Source organism: Paramagnetospirillum marisnigri, assembly GCF_001650715.1.
GTDB lineage: Bacteria > Pseudomonadota > Alphaproteobacteria > Rhodospirillales > Magnetospirillaceae > Phaeospirillum > Phaeospirillum marisnigri.
Genome location: NZ_LWQT01000028.1, coordinates 81,734 through 98,687, shown reverse-complemented (window position 1 = coordinate 98,687; position 16,954 = coordinate 81,734). Strand labels below are relative to the sequence as shown.

Genomic DNA, 16,954 nt, shown 5'->3' with positions numbered 1-16,954 from the left:
CGCTAGGAGCTTGCCCGCTACGGGTTCGGGCTTTGTTGGGTAGGAGCGATATCCTCGACCATCAGGCGCCAGCGACCATCAGGCGAGGAGACAATCTGGCCTGTGGCATTGTCGCGAAGACTGACCCCCCCCATGTTCCAGGCTTTGAGCCACAACGAGGTATCCGCGCCCAGGCGGTCCTGGATATGGGCGCGCATCTTGTTGCCGACAATCTTTCGACCGAACAGATAATACAGTGCCGCCGAGCCCAGGCCCACGCCCAGCGCCCAAAGCTGTGGCAGCAGCCAGAACGATACCCCCCAGATGGTCACATTCATGAGCAACGCCCAGTTGGCATAGAATTCGACCTTAAGGGGTGAATGCGGCATGCGGAATGCTTCCACATCAATGAACATCTCCACATCGCCGCGTCGCACCGCCGTCAGCAGTTGCTCAAGCAAGACGGCGTCGCTCGGCTTGCGGGCCTCTGCCTCTTTGCGATACCCCTGGGTCTCGACCAGTTTTGGTTCTCCACGCTCGGCCCGTTCAAAATAGTCCAGCGCGCGGATAGGCTGCCCCAACTCCAGGCGGGCCAACCCGCAGGCAGTCAAAAGAGTGGATGATGATGGGGAACGCTCCAGCGCAGCCTTGGCCAGGGCTAAGGCTTCTTCAGCGCGTCCCCGCTTCAAGACAACCTGGGACAACCTAGCGACGGCGTCCGGGTTTCCGGGGTCTACGTCCACGCCACCACGGGCCGCCTCTTCCGCCTCGCCCATCAGTCCTTGATTCGTCAGGACCGTGCACAGATTGGCAAAGGAATCGCCAAGGGTGCGGTCGAGGGAGAGTGCCTTCCGGTAGCACTGGGCCGCTTCGGAGAATCGCCCTTGAGCCGACATGGCCAGACCCAGATTGTTGTGTCCGGCCGCATGATCGGGGGCAATGGTCAGGGCCCGGCGAAGAACTGCCTCGGCCTTGGCCGGCTGGCTCATGCTAAGGAAAACATTGCCAAGATTGCTGAGAAACACGGCCTGATCCGGTTTACGTTCCACCGCCAGCCCGATCAGCCGGGCCGCCTCGTCCAAATGGCCGGTGGCATGGGCCACCAGTCCCAGCAGATGAAGCCCATCGACATTCTCTGGATCCTGGTCGAGAACCACCCGGTACAGACGCTCCGCCTCGGCGATGTCTCCCTCGGCATGGCATCGCATCCCCTGGCCGATTAACTCGCCAATGGACTCCGCCTGCTCCTTCATGTCGAGATTCATGATCCGCTGACCGAGGGAGCGCCCTGGACCTTGCCCTTGAGGGACTGGCTGAGCTGGTGGACATAAGCGCCATAACTGCTGGCCGAGATGGACGCGGCGATGGCGTGGAGTTCGTCCAACCCGATGAAGCCCATACGCAACGCGATTTCTTCGAGGCAAGCCACGGCCAAGCCCTGGCGCTCCTCGATGGCCTGGACGAAAATCGAGGCCTGCAGCAGGGATTCGTGGGTGCCACTGTCAAACCAGGCGTAGCCTCGGCCCATTTCCTGGACCGCAAGGGTCCCGTTGGCCACATAGGTGCGGATCAGATCGGTGATCTCGGTCTCGCCCCGCACCGACGGCTTCAGCGAAGAAGCCATTTCCACCACTTCCGGTCCGAAGAAGTAAAGGCCGGTGATGGCCTCGTTGGAGACGAGTGTCCTAGGCTTCTCTACCACCTCCATCGGACGGCGAGCCTCGTCCCGCACCAGGACGCCATAGGCTTCCGGCGTACGGGTAACATAGGTGAAGATTGACGCACCCACCGTTTGGCGGCCAGCTTCACGCAGCAGTTCGGGTAGTCCGTGGCCAAAGAAGATGTTGTCGCCCAGGACCAGGGCGCAACGATCATCACCGATGAAGTCCTTGGCCAGGACGAAAGCCTGGGGAAGCCCCTCGGGCTTGGGCTGAATGGTGTAGCTGATGGATAGACCCAATCGGGCGCCATCCCCCAGCAGATTACGAAAGCTCGCTTGATCCTCGGGCCGGGTAATCACCAGGATGTCGCGAATCCCGGCCAGCATCAGTACAGACAAGGGATAGTAAACCATCGGCTTGTTGTAAACAGGCAGAAGCTGCTTGCTGACGCCCAGGGTCACCGGCCACAACCGCGTCCCCATGCCTCCCGCCAGAATGATCCCCTTCATATCCCAGACTCTCCCTTGGTCGTCTCGCACCACTGGCGCCAGATGGCGCGGAAATGCCGCTCGATCTCGCGAGCGAAGCCGAGGGCATCACACAGCGGTCCTTGCGCCAGTCTTGGCCGGAGCTCGCGCCGCAAACCGGCTAGCCGCTTGCGATCCGACGCAAGGCTCACCACCTGCTCCACATGCTCGTCCAAGGAATGTGCCACCAACTCATGCAATCCCGCGCCGCGCAGGATAGAACCGCCGAACCTCCCGACAGCGCACTCCCCAGCCAGGGACGCCGTGGGAATGCCCATCCAAAGTGGAATCAGGGTCGACGTCGCACCGGCAGCCGGGAAAGTATCAAGCGCCAGCGCGATTTGTCCATAGGCATGCATGTTGGCGCCCCAGCCCCCGGGCACCCCCGACAGGATCAGCCTTTCGCCCAGCGGAGCGAAATGCCTACGCCATGCCTCCTCTTGCCCCGACTCACCATAGGCGCCGTGCATCAGCAACAGCCGGGAGTCTGGAAGGCGGTCCAGCATCCGCTGCCACGCTTCGACGAGACTGCGACCGATACGGGCGGGATTTCCCAAGCAGGCCAGAAGCGGCGGCCCATCAGGCAGGGGGGTAACCTCGGGCAGGGCGGGATCGGGGCGGAAAGGAGCCGCAACCGGCAGCCGGAGGACGCGTTCGCTGAATTCTGCGTCGAAACCGTAAGGAATCAGGATGTCGTCGGCCAGCACATAATCGATGGCATCCAGACCGGTGGTGCCGCCATATCCGACCAGCCAGGACACCTGGATGGGGGCCGGCTTGCGGGCCAGTGCCCTTAATCGATTGCCCCCGGAATGGCCGGCACATTCCACCAGGATGTCTATGCCATCGGCCTGAATTTGTTCCACCAGCGCCACGTCGGATAATCCGAAGACATCGCGCCAGCCTTCGGACAGCGCCCGAATGGTGGCGGTTACCTCGTCATATCCGGGGTGGTCATGATAGCATATCACCTCGACCTGCCCCCGATCGTGGGCGTCGAGCAGGGGCGGAACCAGGCACCTCATGGCATGGTGGCGGAAATCGGGCGACAGATAGCCTACCCGGAGCCGCCGCTCCGGATCACGCGCATTAAGATAGATGCACCGGGCTGCCTCATGCCCCCAGGCCCGCCCCCAGTCCAGCGACTCGGCCAATTGATCACGTGACGTGCGGCCTTCTCGGTTCTGAAGGGTGAACAGAAGGCCACTATGCGTGGCCGGATCGGGGCGCAGAGACAGCGAGCGGCGGTAGGCAGCCTCGGCTTCCTCCACCAGGCCCAACGCCGTCAGCGCCCCCCCAAGATTGGAGAGCACTTGGGCATCGTCCGGATCGCCCTCCAGAATGGCTCGGTAGAGGCCGACCGCCTCGGCGTTGCGACCTTCGGCCAGCAACAGATTGGCAAGGTTGTTGGCCACCTGCCGGACTGGCCAATGGGCAAGCGCCCTTCGAAGGGTCGAGATGGCCTCGTCGCGGTCGCCGACGCGGGCCTGGGCATCGGCCAGACAAAGAAGGGCATCGAGATTGTCGCCATCTCGCTCGATCAGATTGGCGCAAATGGCAACGGCCTCGTCATGGCGTCCAGCCCCCACCAGCGCCATGGCAAGATTGACAGCGGCACCGGTCAGCGTCGGGGCCTGGGCCACCACCGGCTCGAGAACCTCAATCGCCTCGGCCCACTTGCTTCGCCCCAGCAGACACACTCCAAGATTATTACGGGCTTTCAAATGGTCGGGTTTGCGCCGCAAGGCGCGACGGAAGCAATCGCTGGCCTGATCCATATCCTGCTGCCCCATGAAGACAGCACCCAGATTGGACCAGACCTCGGGTTGTTCGGGATCGATGGACAAGGAGCGACGGATCAGCGCCTCGGCACCCGGCAGGTCACCCTCCATCTGTCGAATCAAGCCTTGAAAATGGCGAAGCCCTGCATGGTTGGGAAGGATGGCGGCCACACGGTCCAGCAGGGCCTCGGCCTCGGAGGTCCGCCCCTGGCTCAAGACGAGCAACGCATATTGGATCAGCCCGGCGGCGATCTCCTCGATCCGCTGTTCAGCACATCCCCTAAGAGCCTGGCGCAGGCTCTCCAACGCTTGATCGACACTCACTGCCGCCAAAGGAATGCCCCTATCCGACGACTGTGGAGATCAGCGCTGGAACATCTTGTCGATGCGACGGGACTTTCCGTCCGCCGAAACCATCCAGACCCAGGCACTGCTTCCCAGTTCGGAGGCAGGCACCCGCAGGTCGAAGCCAAAGTGTATCTTCTTCACCAGCTTCAGCGCGGCCGACACATCCGGGCGGGGCTCGCGGGGGACCACGGAGCCCACTACCTTGCCATCGCTGACCAGCAGCACCGTGGGAACCGGCTCGCCGACCCCGGTATCCGCCGCCCAGCCGATGAAGGAAACATTGCCGTCGACCATGGCGACCCGTTCAAGGTCACCCACCAGCTTCTGGTCGGTAGCCATGACCGTCCCGCCAGAGTTGACCAGACAGCCGTCACAGAAGGTATAGGCGATCTTGGTCACGGCAGCCGGAGCTGCCGAAGCCTCGCTAATTGTGGGCTGGGCCTGTCCGGTGGCGTTGGCCTGGCGGAAGTGATCCTGGATTTGTGACCACGGGCTCTTGTCGCCGGCGCAGCCTGATACCGAGAGAAGCGCTACGACCACAAACGCTATGACTGGCTTCACCATGACCTCACCCGGGAATTGGATTTCGCGACGCAGCGTAACAGCAATGACGCAACGGAATCCAGCCACTATTCCCCAAGGGGAAAGTCGATTGGGGCGGGCGGCAGACCGGCGCACCACCGCCGCCACATGACCCGGTAGGCGTCCTCCAGATGGCGGGTATAGCCGCTTCCATCCATCAGCGGCGAAGCCATGAAGCGCTCGCGCATCCCTCGACGAAGGTCCGACAGGGCGTCAATATCGCAGGCGAGCCACGCGACCTTGTCTATATAGGCCGGAGCGTCGGCAGTGATCAGGTCCGGCAATCCGATATTCGTCAGGTGGCACAGCCCTACCCGCGAGAAAGGTGTCCGCCCGTGACACGTCACGATCGGCACCCCCATCCACAAAGCATCACAGGTAGTGGTGCCGCCATTTGCAAAGAACGGATCCAGCGCGATGTCGATGGCGTGATAGGGGGTGTAGGGATCCGGAGACCATCCCACCAAAACGATACGATCAGGGTCGACGCCGCGCTGGACAAATCTGGCACGGGCATAGCGCTCGGCTTCGCGGTCGCCCAGCCCCTTCCACTTCAGCATCAGCTTCGCGGTGGGAATTCGCCGTAAAATGGCCGACCAGGCATCCACGGTGCTCTCGCCGATCTTGGCGAAATTGTTGAAGCAGCCGAAAGTGACATAGCCGTTGGACCGGAACGGCGGTTCCGGTGATGGCGCCACGTCAGATCGATGCGGACGATAGGAGACGTGGACCTGGGGCATGCGCACCAGGGACTCCGAATGCCAGGCATCGGCCCAAGGGGGGGCGAATATGGGATCCATGATGCGGTAGTCCATGGTCGCCACCCCGGTGGTGTTGGGATACAGGGGATGGCTGACCTGGATTGGAGCGGGGCGAAGACCGAACATGGGCAGACGGCTATTGCCCATATGGCCGGCGCATTCCACCAGAATATCGATCCCGTCATCCCTGATCCTTGCGGCCAACGCTTCGTCGCTTTCCTCCTGGCAGCGGCTCCAGTGGTCGGCCACTCGCCGAAATAGCTCCGTATAAGGATCGTCGACCGCGCGATTGAAATAACAGAATATCTCGAACCGGGACTTGTCGTGATGTTCCAGTACCGGCAAGACGAAGTGCGAGCAGGGGTGAAGACGGAAATCTGGCGATACATAGCCGACCTTCAGCCGCCTGTTGGGATCGCGGGCATTGGCGTGTTCCGCGAACGGCGTCTTATTCGCCGCCACATGCCGCCTGCCATAGTCGAGATGCTCCTGGAACACCTGATCGGGATCGGAGGTTTCGTCGAAACACAGGCAGAACAGCAAGGCGGAATGAGCTTCCTTGAAACCGGGGTCGATCTCCATGGCCTTGCGATACGACGCGATCGCATCAGCAAGACGCCCCTGATCTTGATAGATCATGCCTATATTGTGATGGACTGAGGCTGTTTCGCCCAGTTCCAGCACTCGGCCATAGGCCCGCATGGCCTCGTCAAGCCGGTGCTGATGGTAGAGAACCCCCCCCAGATTATTGAACGACACCACCAGATTCGGATCGGCATCTGTTGCGGCCCGGTAACAGATGGCCGCATCCTCGAAGCGCTCCTGGCGTCCCAGGATGCAGCCCAGATTATGCCAGGCTCCGGCATGGTTGTCGTCCATCTGGACCAGGGCATAATAAGCGGCGGCGGCTTCGTCGCTCCGTCCCAGCAGTTCCAACGCCAAAGCCCGGCGGAAGAGTGCATCCGTGTTATCAGGCGACATGCTAAGCACAAGGTCCCAACAGCCAAGCGCCTCATCCACCCGTCCTATGGATTGCAGGGCATGCCCAAGGATGGTCACATGCGCGGAGCTATGCGGCTCCAGTTCTATCGACCGCCTGATGACGCTAACAGCATCTTCGTAGCGCTGCCTCTCAATATAGAATGTCGCCAGCCAATAGCGCGAATCGGGATCATCGGGATCGGCGTCGGCCAATTGGCGATACAGGACCTCGGCCTCGGCCAGACGTCCGGCATGATGATGTTCCAAGGCCTGTTCCAACACGCTCGGCACCAAACCATCCTCCTGGTCCTGTTCGCAGGCGGCAGTGTGCACCGCCTCCGCCTTGGGCTCAAGCCCGCGACGGAGCCATGGACCGGGCGCGAAGTGGGCGTGTATATAGAATGAACCCCTCGGCCCGCCGGAAACCATCCCATGAATGTCCTGACCACCACCCTGTCCGGCCTGTTGCTGCTGGAGCCCAAGACCTTCGGCGATTCGCGCGGCCGCTTCTTCGAAAGCTGGAACGACCGCCGCTTTCGCGAGGCGGGCATCGCCGAGAGTTTCGTCCAAGACAACGTCTCGGTGTCCTCGGGCCGGGTGGTGCGGGGCTTTCACTTCCAGCGCCGCTTTCCCCAGGGCCAGTTGGTGTTCCTGACCGAGGGCGCCATTCTCGATGTCTGCCTCGATATCCGCCCGGGCTCGGCGACCTTCGGCAAATGGGAGAGCTTCGAGCTGACCGCCGAGACCGCCCGCCAGGTCTACATGCCGCCGGGCTTCGCCCATGGCTTCGCCTTGCTGAGCGAGCGCGCCACCGTCCATTACAAATGCACCGACTACTACCGCCCCGACGACGAGGGCGGCATCGTCTGGAACGACCCCACCCTGGCGGTGCCCTGGCCCATCGCCGATCCGGTGATCTCGGCCCGCGACGCCGCCTTTCCCAGCTTCGCCGAGCATTGCCGCCGCCTGGAGGCGGAAGGGGCATGAGCCGACGCCTGACCGAGTTCTACCAGGATCGCCCGGTGCTGGTCACCGGCGCCGCCGGTTTCGTCGGTTCGGCCCTGGTCGGACGCCTGAGCGAACTGGGCGCCCGGGTCCGGCGCCAGTCGCGTCGTCCCTTCACCCCCCGCGATGATGTCGAGGATGTCATCGGCGAATTGCAGGACCAAGACTTCTGCGACCGGCTGATGGACGGTATCGACGTGGTGATGCATTGCGCCGCCCAGACCAGCGTCTATCAGGCCGAGGCCGACCCGGTGGCCGACCTGATGACCAATGCGGGCGCGCCGATCCGGCTGCTGGAGGCCGCCCGCAAGCATGGCCGCAAGCCCAGCCTTGTCCTGGCCAGCACCGCCACCACCGCCGGGCTGCCTGAGCAATTGCCGGTGACCTTCGATACCCCGCCCCGCCCGGTCACCGCCTATGATACCGGCAAGCTGGCGGCGGAAGCCTATCTGGCGCTGTATGTCCGCCTGGGCCATGTCCGGGGCGGCGCCCTGCGCCTGGCCAATGTCTACGGCCCCGGCGTCGGGTCGTCGGCCGCCGATCGCGGCATCCTCAACAAGGTGCTGAAGCGCGCCCTGGACGGCGCCGGGATCACCTTGTTCGGCGATGGCGACTGGGTGCGCGACTATGTCTATATCACCGACGTGGTCGAGGCCTTCGTCATGGCCGGGGCGGCGGGAGCGGCCCTGGACGGGGCAGGCTATCTGGTCTGTTCCGGCGAGGGCCACACCGTGGCCGAGGCCTTCGGTCTGGCGGCCGAGGTGGCGCGCGCCCTCACCGGCCGGGCGGCGACCATGACGGCGACGCCGCCGCCGTCCAATCTGTCGCCCATCGAGTTCCGTAATTTCGTCGGCGAGTGGGAGGCCCTGGCCCGCGCCACCGGCTGGCGGCCCCGCATCGGCCTGCGGCAAGGTCTGGAGCTTACCGCCCGTGCCTTCCTCGCCGCCGAGAGCTGAGGAGATCGCATGGATGATCCCCGGCACGTGATGGCTGAAGCCATCGCCGCCCGCCAAGCGGGTGACCTGTCCGCCTCGGCGCGATGGGCGGCGCGTCTGGCGGAACTGCTTCCCGCCGAGCCGGTGGTACGACAGTTCCAGGGCGAGGTTCTGACTGAGTTGGAGCGCCTGGACGAAGCCCTGGCCGCTTTCGAGCAAGCCGTCGCCCTGGCACCCGCCGAGGCGGGAATGCACCGGGCCTGCGCCTTCCTGGCAGTACAATGCGCACGGCCAGACACAGCCCTGGTCCATCTCGAGGCCGTGGCGGCCCTGGGCCAGGAAACCTCCGACGATCTCGCCAACCGGGCCGACGCCCTGGTCGCACTGGGGCGGGGCCAGGACGCCATCGAGGCTTATGGCGCCTTGCTGCGCCACCGGCCCGACTCCGTCGACGCCTTGATCGCCCTGTCCAGCCAGTTGATCCAGGCACGGCGCCATGCCGAGGCGGAACCGATCCTGCGTCACGCCCTGACCCTGTCCCCCGATGACGGCGGTGCCCTGACCAATCTGGCCCTGGTCCTGCTGCATCGCGGCGAGGCCGACGAGGCCCTGGCACTGGCCCGGCGCGCCACCGAACGCACGACACCCCATCTGGCCGCCCTGCTGGCGCGGGCCCAGGCCGAGCACCGGCTGGGCCATGCCGTGGCCGCCCAGAATATGGTGGACGCGGCCGAGAGGCTGGCTCCCGAGGGCAATGTCTATATCGCCGATTGCGCCGCCACCACCCTGACCGCCCTGGGGCGGGTCGACGAGGCCATCCTTCGCCTGCGCCGTACCTTGGCGACGCCGCAGAGACTGCCCGCCAATATCCTGAGCAGCGTCACCGGCAAGCTTCTGTTCTGCCTGCAATACGTCCCGGACCTTCCCGCCGCCGCCATGGTGGCCGAGGCCCGTGCCTGGAACCGCTTGGCCATCGGCATCACCCCGCTCGCCCCCGCGCCGCGATCATGGGAGCCCGAGCGGCGGTTGCGCATCGGCTATGTCTCGGGCGATTTTCGGCAGCATGCCTGCGCCTTCTATATCGAGCCGCTGCTGGCCCATCACGACAAGAGCCAGGTCGAAGTCTTCTGCTATTCCGACGTGGTGGTGGAAGATTCCCACAGCCAGCGCATGCGGGCCTCGGCCGATCACTGGCGACGGACGGCGGGGCTGACCGATGCCGCCCTGGCCGAGGCTATCTGCGCCGATGGCATCGACATCCTGGTGGATCTGGCGGGCCATACCAGCGACAACCGGCTGTTCGCCTTCGCCCACCGCCCCGCCCCGATCCAGGTAGCCACCCTGATCGGCTATTCCGCCACCACCGGGGTGGATGCCATGGACACCCTGCTAGGCGATCCCTTCCTGACCCCTATGGGCTGCGAGGCCGAGTTTACCGAGACCGTCCATCGGCTGCCACGCATCATCGCCCCTTTCCTGCCCGATGCCCGCTGGCCCGACCCAGCGCCGGAGCCGCCGGAACGAACCGTCTTCGCCAGCGTCGCCGATCCCGCCCGGTTGGATGCCCGCACCATCGCCCTGTGGGCACGGCTTCTGGACGCGGTGCCGGACTCCCGCATCCTGGCCAAGCACAACCTGTTCGATGACCCCGAGGCGACGGAACTGTGGCGCCGCCGCCTGGGCGAACTGGCCGGGCGGGTGGATATCGAGGGCATTCCCGGCGGCTGGGGCCGCAACATGGGATTCTATGGCCGGGTCACGGCGGTGCTGGATTCACCGCTGCATTCCGGCAATACCACCGTGCTGATCCCGCTGTGGATGGGTGTGCCGGTGATCAGCCTGCCCGGCCCCAATGCCTGGCAGCGGGCGGGTGCCTCGATCCTGAGCAATGCCGGGCTGGCCGATCTGGTGGCCAGGGACGACGCCGACTATGTGGCCATCGCCGCCCGGTTGGCCGCCGATCGCGGGCGACAGATCGATCTGCGCCAAAGCTTGCGCCCCCGCCTGCGGTCCTCGCCGGTCTGCGACGGGCCGCTGGTGGTGGGCGATATCGAGGCGGCCTATCGCGGCCTGTGGCGCCAGGCCTGTCGCCGACAGACCTGACTGGTTCGGCCACGTGTCGCATGCATGACGCTCATGGACGCTGCTCCGCGCACCAGAGTTGCCAGATGTCGCGGTAGGCACGTTCCAGATCGTCGGCATGGGTTCTGTAGTCGGTCAAGGAGGAACGCAGCCAGATGTCGCGCAAATTGGCACGGTAGAAAGAGAGACGCTCGGGATCGGCCGCCAGGGCTGCGCAGATGGCCACATAGTCGTCCTCGCCATGGGCGCACAGTTCGGGCGTGCCCAGTCGCAGGTGACGGTTGGCGGTATTGCGGCCGTGCAGTTCCGGTCCAACCAGAGTCACCACCGGGCATCCCATCCAGATAGCATCCTCGGTGGTTCGCCCGCCCCCGAACGGCAAGGAATCAAGGAAAATGTCGACCTGATTATGGGCCAGCAGATGATCTTCGTAGGATCCCATATGGCCGAGGAGACTCAGACGCGACGGGTCAATACCGAACCGGGCGACCCTGGCCCGGAGGTGGTCAGCAAATCCCGGAGTATCGATTTTTCCTCCTTTAATCAGTAGCCGGGCATTTGGAACCATTGCCATGACCCGGGTCCACAGAGTGAGCGTCTTGTCGGAAAGCTTGGCCGGATTGTTGAACGATCCAAAGGTGACATGACCGTTTTCCAGGCATGGCGGCGGGGCGATCCTGGGGGCAATGGCATATTCGGTCGTCACGAAGCCGTGTTCCAAGCGATAGAGTGTCTCCACCGCGAATTCCTGCAGGCTGTCGTCGAAATCCAGCCAACGATCGACGAACATGTAGTCGAAGCTGCGCATGCCCATGGTTGGCGAATTGCAGGTGTAGTTCACCTGAATGGGAGCTGGCTTTCGCGCGAAGACTAGCAGGCGGTTGTCGGCCCAATGCCCCATCGGATGCACCAGAATGTCGATTTCCCGCTCGCGAACTAGATCGGCGACAGCATCATCATCCATCTTGTGGATGAATACGAAGTCATCGCAAGCCTCCATGACCTTGCGGGTAACGGAATCCGGTTCGGGCACATGCGCAAAAACGTGCACGGAGACCTTCGAACGGTCATGTTCGCGCAGCACGGGCAAGATATTCATCATCAGGATATGCCCGCGGAAATTCGGTGACAGATAACCGATCCGCAATACCCGATTCGGATCAGGGGAGTTGCGGTGCGGCTTGATCCGGCCTCGGAAAAGCGGCTCGTAGGCCTCTCCAAACTCCAGATGGGCCTCGAAAACCTGCCGGGCCGAATATGTGCTGACCATCATGATGGTCACCAGCATGTTGCTGAACATCCACGCCGCATCCGGGTGGCGGGCAAGGCCCTTGCGATAGGTGGCGATGGATTCCTCGAATCGCCCCGCCTCACTGTAGACACCCGCCAGTTCAGCGAACAGGTAGACATCGTCGCAACCCAGGGCCAGAGCCCGCTCAAGTATGGCGATAGCCTCGTCGGTTCGGGTGGGATCGCCCAGCAGCAACTGACCTAGACGGCCGATCAGGTCGGGAGCCGGTTCTGGCAGCAGTGCAATGATCCGTTCCAGGTGCGACGCCGCCTCCAAGGGACGGTTGAGCGCCACCAACATTTCCACAGCATTGGAATGGAAGACGGGCTCGCTCGGGGACTTGGCCGTGGCCGCTTGAACCAGGGCGGCCCCGGCCGCCCTTTCTCCCTGCCCGAACAGCGCTATTCCCAGGCCGTTAAGCGCCTCGGGCAAATCGGGGAACTGATCGAGGATGGCACGGTAAAGCATTTCCGCCTCGGCCGCCGATCCTTCGGCCTGACATTGGGCGGCCTGGGTGAGGGCTTCGCCGACGGTAGCCATCTCGTGCCCAGATCAACCCGTACCGCGCCGGGCGCGGGCCTCGGCGTCGATGGCCTCGCGCCAGGCGGTGTTGTCGAGATACCAGCGGATGGTGGCGGCCAGCCCATCCTTCAGCGTCCAGCGGGGCGCCCAGCCCAGTTCGGTCTTCAGCTTGGTGATGTCGGTGGCATAGCGGCGGTCGTGGCCGGGCCGGTCCTTGACATGGGTGATCAGCGATTTGTGCGGCGCCCAGGCCACATTGGGCTTCAGCTCATCGAAGGCGGCGCACAGGGTGAGGACCAGATCCATATTGGTGGATTCCGCCTCGCCGCCGATGCAATAGGTCTCGCCGACGCGGCCCTTCTCGCCGATCAGGCGCAGCGCCCGGGCATGGTCCTCCACATGCAGCCAGTCGCGGATCTGACCGCCATCGCCATAGATGGGAATCGGCTTGCCCTCGGCCATGTTCAAGATGGTCAGCGGGATCAGCTTTTCCGGATACTGGCGCGGGCCGTAATTGTTGGAGCAGTTGGTGATGACGCAGGGCAGGCCGTGGGTCTTGACCCAGGCCCGCACCAGCAGGTCGGCCGAGGCCTTGGAGGCGGCATAGGGCGAGTTCGGCTGATAAGGCGAGGTCTCGCGGAACATGTCGCCGGGCTCGAGCGAGCCATAGACCTCGTCGGTGGAGACATGGACGAAGCGGAACCGCTCCTTCGCCGTGCCCTCCAGCCCCCGGTAATGGGCCAGGGCGCATTCCAGCAGCACGAAGGTGCCGACGATATTGGTGGTGATGAATTCGCCCGCGCTGTCGATGGAGCGGTCCACATGGGACTCGGCGGCCAGATGGAACACCATATCCGGCTTGAACTCGGAAAACAGCCGGGTCATGGCGGCGCGGTCGGCGATGTCCTCCTTGGCGAAGGCATGGCGGGGGTCGTCCAGCACGCCGTCCAGATTCTCCAGCCGACCGGCATAGGTCAGCTTGTCCACCGTCAGCACCGTCCCGTCGGTTTCCGCCATCAACTGGCGGACCAGGGTGGAGCCGATGAAACCGGCGCCGCCGGTGACCAGCGCCCGCATCACTTCGCTCCGTTGTTCATGTTGCGCAGCAAGGCGATGGTCTCGGCCAGGGCGGTCTTCAGGTCGCCCTTGAAGGTGAAACCGGCCGCCAGCATGCGGGTGTTGTCCACCTCGTAGGACAACTGGTTCATGATCTTCTCGTCCACGAAGGTGACATCCAGGTCCGGCACATGGGCGCGGATGGCGTCGACCACGTCGCGCACGGTGTGGTTGGAGGTGACCACGTTGTAGACGCGAGCGTCGAACATCCGGCGCTCGATGGTAAAGGCCACCGCCTCCACCGCGTCGCCCAGGTCGAGATAGGGCCGCATCTGGTCATAGGCGGTGCGCCAGACCGTGACCTTCTGGCCCAGCACCGCCTGCCAGCAGAACTTGTTGACGGCGGTGTGGAAGCGCATGCCGGGCGAGACGCCGAAAATGGTGCCGAAGCGGAAGATGGTGGCCTTCAGCCCCTGTTCCGCCGCCAGCCGCATCACCAGCGCCTCTTCCCGCAGCTTGGTCTCGGCATAGGGGCTTTGCGGCGCCAGGTCGGAGGCGTCGCAATCCTCGTCCACCCGGCTTTTCTGGGTGCCGTAGACGCTGGTGGACGAGGCGGTGATCAAGGGCGCGCCCACCTTGACGCAGGCCAGGGCAACGCGCTCGGTGATGCCGTAATTCTCGCGCTCCACCTTCTCGCGGTTGCCGAAGCTGCCCGCCGCATCGGTGATGGCGGCCAGATTGATGACCGCGTCGGCGCCCGCCAGCAGCGGCTCCAACTCGCAGGTGGTGGCGTCGGCCTCGACGAAGCGGTAGCGGCCCTCGCCCGGCAGATTGAACAGCGAGGGATAGCGCTGGGTCGCCAGGCTGTCGATGATGACCACCTCGGCGCCGGGAAAGCGCTGCGGCAGGGTGCGGATCAGGCGCGAGCCGATATGGCCCAGGCCGCCGGTGACGACGAAACGCATGTTATTCCCCTTTCCCCTGGGCGCGATAGGCCAGGAAATCCTCGTAATTCCGGAAATAGTCCGACTCGTCGTAGGGCTGGTCGCACAGCACCGTCAAGAGGGACTCGGCATCGTAATCCTGGGCCGCCCAGATCCCGGCGGGGATGAACAATCCCTTGCCCGGCGTGTCCAGAACCGTCACCGACTTGTCGGTGCCGTCGTCGCAGATGACCTCGATCCGGCCGATCTGGCAGACCAGGACCTGGTTGCACCGTCTGTGGGCGTGCTCGCCGCGATGGGTCGGCTGGTCGGCATGGACGGTGAAGACCCGCCGGATCGCCATGCCCACCCGGCTGTCCTCCATCACCGCCAGCCAGTCGCCGCCGAGATCGCCCATCACCGGCAGGGTTACCAGCCGCAGATCGGCGAGACGGGGCAGCGTGGGAAAAGTGTCGGTCATGGCATCGGTCCTGCCAGTGGCGGTTGCCCCGCCTGTTTACCCGGTTATGACCAGAGTGTCATCAGGACAGCTCTGCCTTAGCCAGCGCCGCCACAGGGCGCGGTAGACCCGCTCCATCTGGCGGGCTTTCAGACGGCCATCGCACATGGGGGAGGCCGCGATCCTTTGGCGCAGCCCGGCGCGCAGATCGGCCAGCCGCGCCGGATCAGCCAGCAGCCGGACGCATTTGTCCACATAGTCGTCGGGTGTGGCCGCCACCAGCTCCCCGTCCAGCTTCAGGGTGGTCAGCATGGAGGCGCTCCAGCGGCTCATGAAGGTATCGCCCAGCAGCGTCATCACCGGCACCCCCATCCACAGCGCCTCGAATGTGGTGGTGGCGCCGTTGAAGGGGAAGGGATCGAGGGCAAGGTCCAGACCGCCATAGCCCGCCAGATGGGACTGGGCATCGTCCATCCCCCCCCGCATGTCGATACGGCCCAGGTCGATGCCGTGCGCGGCCATGGCCGCAGTGACCCGGCCCGCCACGGCCTCGCTGCCGAACCAGCCCTTGTATTTCAGGCGCAGCCGCGCCGTGGGCAGCGCCTCCATCAGCCGTGCCCACAGGGCCAGGGTGGCGTCGCTCAGCTTGGCCGGATTGTTGAAGCTGCCCAGGGTGGGATAGTCATTGTCCAGCATGGGGGGCGGCGCCACCGGCGGCGCGTTGTCCATGGGATAGCGGATATAGAGACTGGGCAGACGGATGGGCCGTTCCGTGAACAGTTCGGTGCCGCGCCGGGGCGTCTGCACCCGGTCGGTGATGAAGGCGTCCATGGCCGTCATGCCGCTGGTGGCGGCATCCCAATAGCTGATCTGGACGGGGGCCGGGCGCAAGGCCGCCACCAGAGGCCGGTTCTTGTCGAACCGCCCGGCCAGGATCACCAGCACGTCCACCCGATCAGCTCGAATCTGCTCGGCCACCGCAGCATCATCCAATCCCACCGTCGAGCGCCAAAGCGCGGCCCGGGCCATGAAACGCTCCGACAGGGCATCGGGCGCCACAACCTCGGCGTAGAAGCACAGTTCCACCTGGTCGGGATCATGGACTTCGATCATCGGCAGCAGATTGAACGCCACCGGATGGGTCCGCAAATCCGACGACAAATAGCCGATCCTGAGCCGCCGACCGGGATCGCGATCATTATCGAAACGCACCGCCGAGGGATAGAGCGGGGCGGCGTAAAGTGCCTCGAACCGCCGATTCTCGGCGAAACGCTGCTCCGGCGTCCAGTCTGGCTGATAGGTGATGGCCAGCAGCAGGTTACGGAAGGCCGATACCGAATCCGGCATAAGCTCCTGCGCCCGGAGCAGATGGACCATGGCTTCCTCGGCCCGGCCGACATCCTTCAAGACCAGCCCCAGATTGTTGTGCCCGTCGGCGGAATCCGGATTCAATTCCAATGCCTGCTGGAAATGACTGATGGCGCCATCCAGGTCGCCCGTCTCAAGCAGGGCGGCACCAAGATTCAAGATCAGTTCCACCGCTCCGGGAAAGGCTGCACGCGCCCGGCGCAAGACTTCGATCGCCTCGTCCGTCCGCCCCAACCGGGTCAGGACGATGCCGAGATTATTGTAAGCGGCACAAAAACCTGGAGTCAGGGCGACAGCACGCTCGAACCCTACCACCGCCTCCGCCAGGTTGCCGCGATCCCGCAGCAGCACCGCCAGATTGTACCAGGCGTCCGCGTATTCTGGTTCCAGCACCAGGGCTTCGCGATAACTGGCTTCCGCCTCCTGGCGCCGCCCTGTTTCCATCAAGGCGTTGCCGAGGCCGAAATGGAAGCGGGCCATGCCATCATTCCCCGCCACCGCCTGGCGCATCAGGCCGACGGCGTCCTCGCCATGCCCGCGATCAAGGGCAATCAGACCCAGATGGTAATTGGCGTCTCCGTGATCGGGCACCGCCTGCACGATGGCCCGGTACAGCACCTCGGCCTCGACCAACCGTCCCGCCAGATGAAGCAGGATGGCCTGCTCCAGCGCCTCGTCGACGGTCATGGCGG

At 64.4% G+C, this 16,954-nt stretch carries 13 protein-coding genes; 3 read left to right on the top strand and 10 right to left on the bottom strand.

Annotation, left to right across the window (positions count from 1 at the left end; all coding sequences use genetic code 11):
- Window positions 1-17: 17 nt before the first annotated feature.
- The 5 genes from A6A04_RS02070 to A6A04_RS02050 form a co-directional block, all read right to left on the bottom strand.
- Window positions 18-1,244 carry a tetratricopeptide repeat protein gene (locus A6A04_RS02070; protein ID WP_082914627.1) on the bottom strand — a complete coding sequence of 409 codons (1,227 nt, stop codon included), beginning with the start codon at window positions 1,242-1,244 and terminating at the stop codon, window positions 18-20.
- Window positions 1,241-2,149, bottom strand: a complete 909-nt coding sequence (rfbA, locus tag A6A04_RS02065) for a glucose-1-phosphate thymidylyltransferase RfbA (protein ID WP_068489589.1) — start codon at window positions 2,147-2,149, stop codon at window positions 1,241-1,243. Before rfbA ends, A6A04_RS02070 begins: the two co-directional genes overlap by 4 nt.
- Window positions 2,146-4,272, bottom strand: coding sequence for an O-linked N-acetylglucosamine transferase, SPINDLY family protein (locus A6A04_RS02060; protein WP_156612427.1), 2,127 nt, complete (start codon window positions 4,270-4,272; stop codon window positions 2,146-2,148). Before A6A04_RS02060 ends, rfbA begins: the two co-directional genes overlap by 4 nt.
- Before the next feature lie 39 nt (window positions 4,273-4,311).
- Window positions 4,312-4,860 (bottom strand): hypothetical protein, encoded by a 549-nt coding sequence (locus A6A04_RS02055; RefSeq protein ID WP_156612426.1) that lies wholly within the window; start codon window positions 4,858-4,860, stop codon window positions 4,312-4,314.
- Between the two features lie 65 nt (window positions 4,861-4,925).
- Window positions 4,926-7,049: an O-linked N-acetylglucosamine transferase family protein gene (locus A6A04_RS02050; RefSeq protein ID WP_082914626.1), complete on the bottom strand. Its 2,124-nt coding sequence runs from the start codon at window positions 7,047-7,049 to the stop codon at window positions 4,926-4,928.
- Between the two features lie 3 nt (window positions 7,050-7,052).
- On the opposite strand from A6A04_RS02050, the gene rfbC reads away from it, so the two are divergent.
- The 3 genes from rfbC to A6A04_RS02030 are packed head-to-tail and all read left to right on the top strand — an operon-like array spanning window position 7,053 to window position 10,663.
- Window positions 7,053-7,607 (top strand): dTDP-4-dehydrorhamnose 3,5-epimerase, encoded by a 555-nt coding sequence (gene rfbC, locus A6A04_RS02040; protein WP_068489584.1) that lies wholly within the window; start codon window positions 7,053-7,055, stop codon window positions 7,605-7,607.
- Window positions 7,604-8,581 (top strand): NAD-dependent epimerase/dehydratase family protein, encoded by a 978-nt coding sequence (locus A6A04_RS02035; protein ID WP_068489583.1) that lies wholly within the window; start codon window positions 7,604-7,606, stop codon window positions 8,579-8,581. Before rfbC ends, A6A04_RS02035 begins: the two co-directional genes overlap by 4 nt.
- A 9-nt stretch (window positions 8,582-8,590) precedes the next feature.
- The gene (locus tag A6A04_RS02030; RefSeq protein ID WP_068489582.1) at window positions 8,591-10,663 is read left to right on the top strand and encodes an O-linked N-acetylglucosamine transferase, SPINDLY family protein; all 2,073 of its coding nucleotides are present in this window, start codon (window positions 8,591-8,593) and stop codon (window positions 10,661-10,663) included.
- Between the two features lie 31 nt (window positions 10,664-10,694).
- Here A6A04_RS02030 and A6A04_RS02025 read toward each other — a convergent pair whose 3' ends face one another.
- Genes A6A04_RS02025 through A6A04_RS02005 form a run of 5 tightly spaced genes read right to left on the bottom strand, consistent with a single transcriptional unit; the run spans window position 10,695 to window position 16,949 of the window.
- Window positions 10,695-12,473, bottom strand: coding sequence for an O-linked N-acetylglucosamine transferase, SPINDLY family protein (locus tag A6A04_RS02025; protein ID WP_068489581.1), 1,779 nt, complete (start codon window positions 12,471-12,473; stop codon window positions 10,695-10,697).
- A gap of 12 nt (window positions 12,474-12,485) precedes the next feature.
- Window positions 12,486-13,532 (bottom strand): dTDP-glucose 4,6-dehydratase, encoded by a 1,047-nt coding sequence (gene rfbB / locus A6A04_RS02020; RefSeq protein WP_068489580.1) that lies wholly within the window; start codon window positions 13,530-13,532, stop codon window positions 12,486-12,488.
- A complete protein-coding gene (locus tag A6A04_RS02015) occupies window positions 13,532-14,476 on the bottom strand; it encodes an NAD-dependent epimerase/dehydratase family protein (protein ID WP_068489579.1) in 945 nt (314 codons plus the stop codon). The genes rfbB and A6A04_RS02015 overlap by 1 nt, the downstream gene beginning before the upstream one ends.
- 1 nt (window position 14,477) lies before the next feature.
- A complete protein-coding gene (locus tag A6A04_RS02010; RefSeq protein ID WP_082914625.1) occupies window positions 14,478-14,915 on the bottom strand; it encodes a sugar 3,4-ketoisomerase in 438 nt (145 codons plus the stop codon).
- Between the two features lie 36 nt (window positions 14,916-14,951).
- The gene (locus A6A04_RS02005; protein ID WP_068489578.1) at window positions 14,952-16,949 is read right to left on the bottom strand and encodes an O-linked N-acetylglucosamine transferase, SPINDLY family protein; all 1,998 of its coding nucleotides are present in this window, start codon (window positions 16,947-16,949) and stop codon (window positions 14,952-14,954) included.
- Between the last annotated feature and the right edge of the window lie 5 nt (window positions 16,950-16,954).

Coding starts and splice junctions, on each gene's coding strand:
- A6A04_RS02070 (WP_082914627.1), bottom strand. CDS start 1,244: ATGAATCTCGACATGAAGGAGCAGGCGGAGTCCATTGGCGAGTTAATC.
- rfbA (WP_068489589.1), bottom strand. CDS start 2,149: ATGAAGGGGATCATTCTGGCGGGAGGCATGGGGACGCGGTTGTGGCCG.
- A6A04_RS02055 (WP_156612426.1), bottom strand. CDS start 4,860: ATGGTGAAGCCAGTCATAGCGTTTGTGGTCGTAGCGCTTCTCTCGGTA.
- A6A04_RS02050 (WP_082914626.1), bottom strand. CDS start 7,049: ATGGTTTCCGGCGGGCCGAGGGGTTCATTCTATATACACGCCCACTTC.
- rfbC (WP_068489584.1), top strand. CDS start 7,053: ATGAATGTCCTGACCACCACCCTGTCCGGCCTGTTGCTGCTGGAGCCC.
- A6A04_RS02035 (WP_068489583.1), top strand. CDS start 7,604: ATGAGCCGACGCCTGACCGAGTTCTACCAGGATCGCCCGGTGCTGGTC.
- A6A04_RS02030 (WP_068489582.1), top strand. CDS start 8,591: ATGGATGATCCCCGGCACGTGATGGCTGAAGCCATCGCCGCCCGCCAA.
- A6A04_RS02025 (WP_068489581.1), bottom strand. CDS start 12,473: ATGGCTACCGTCGGCGAAGCCCTCACCCAGGCCGCCCAATGTCAGGCC.
- rfbB (WP_068489580.1), bottom strand. CDS start 13,532: ATGCGGGCGCTGGTCACCGGCGGCGCCGGTTTCATCGGCTCCACCCTG.
- A6A04_RS02015 (WP_068489579.1), bottom strand. CDS start 14,476: ATGCGTTTCGTCGTCACCGGCGGCCTGGGCCATATCGGCTCGCGCCTG.
- A6A04_RS02010 (WP_082914625.1), bottom strand. CDS start 14,915: ATGACCGACACTTTTCCCACGCTGCCCCGTCTCGCCGATCTGCGGCTG.
- A6A04_RS02005 (WP_068489578.1), bottom strand. CDS start 16,949: ATGACCGTCGACGAGGCGCTGGAGCAGGCCATCCTGCTTCATCTGGCG.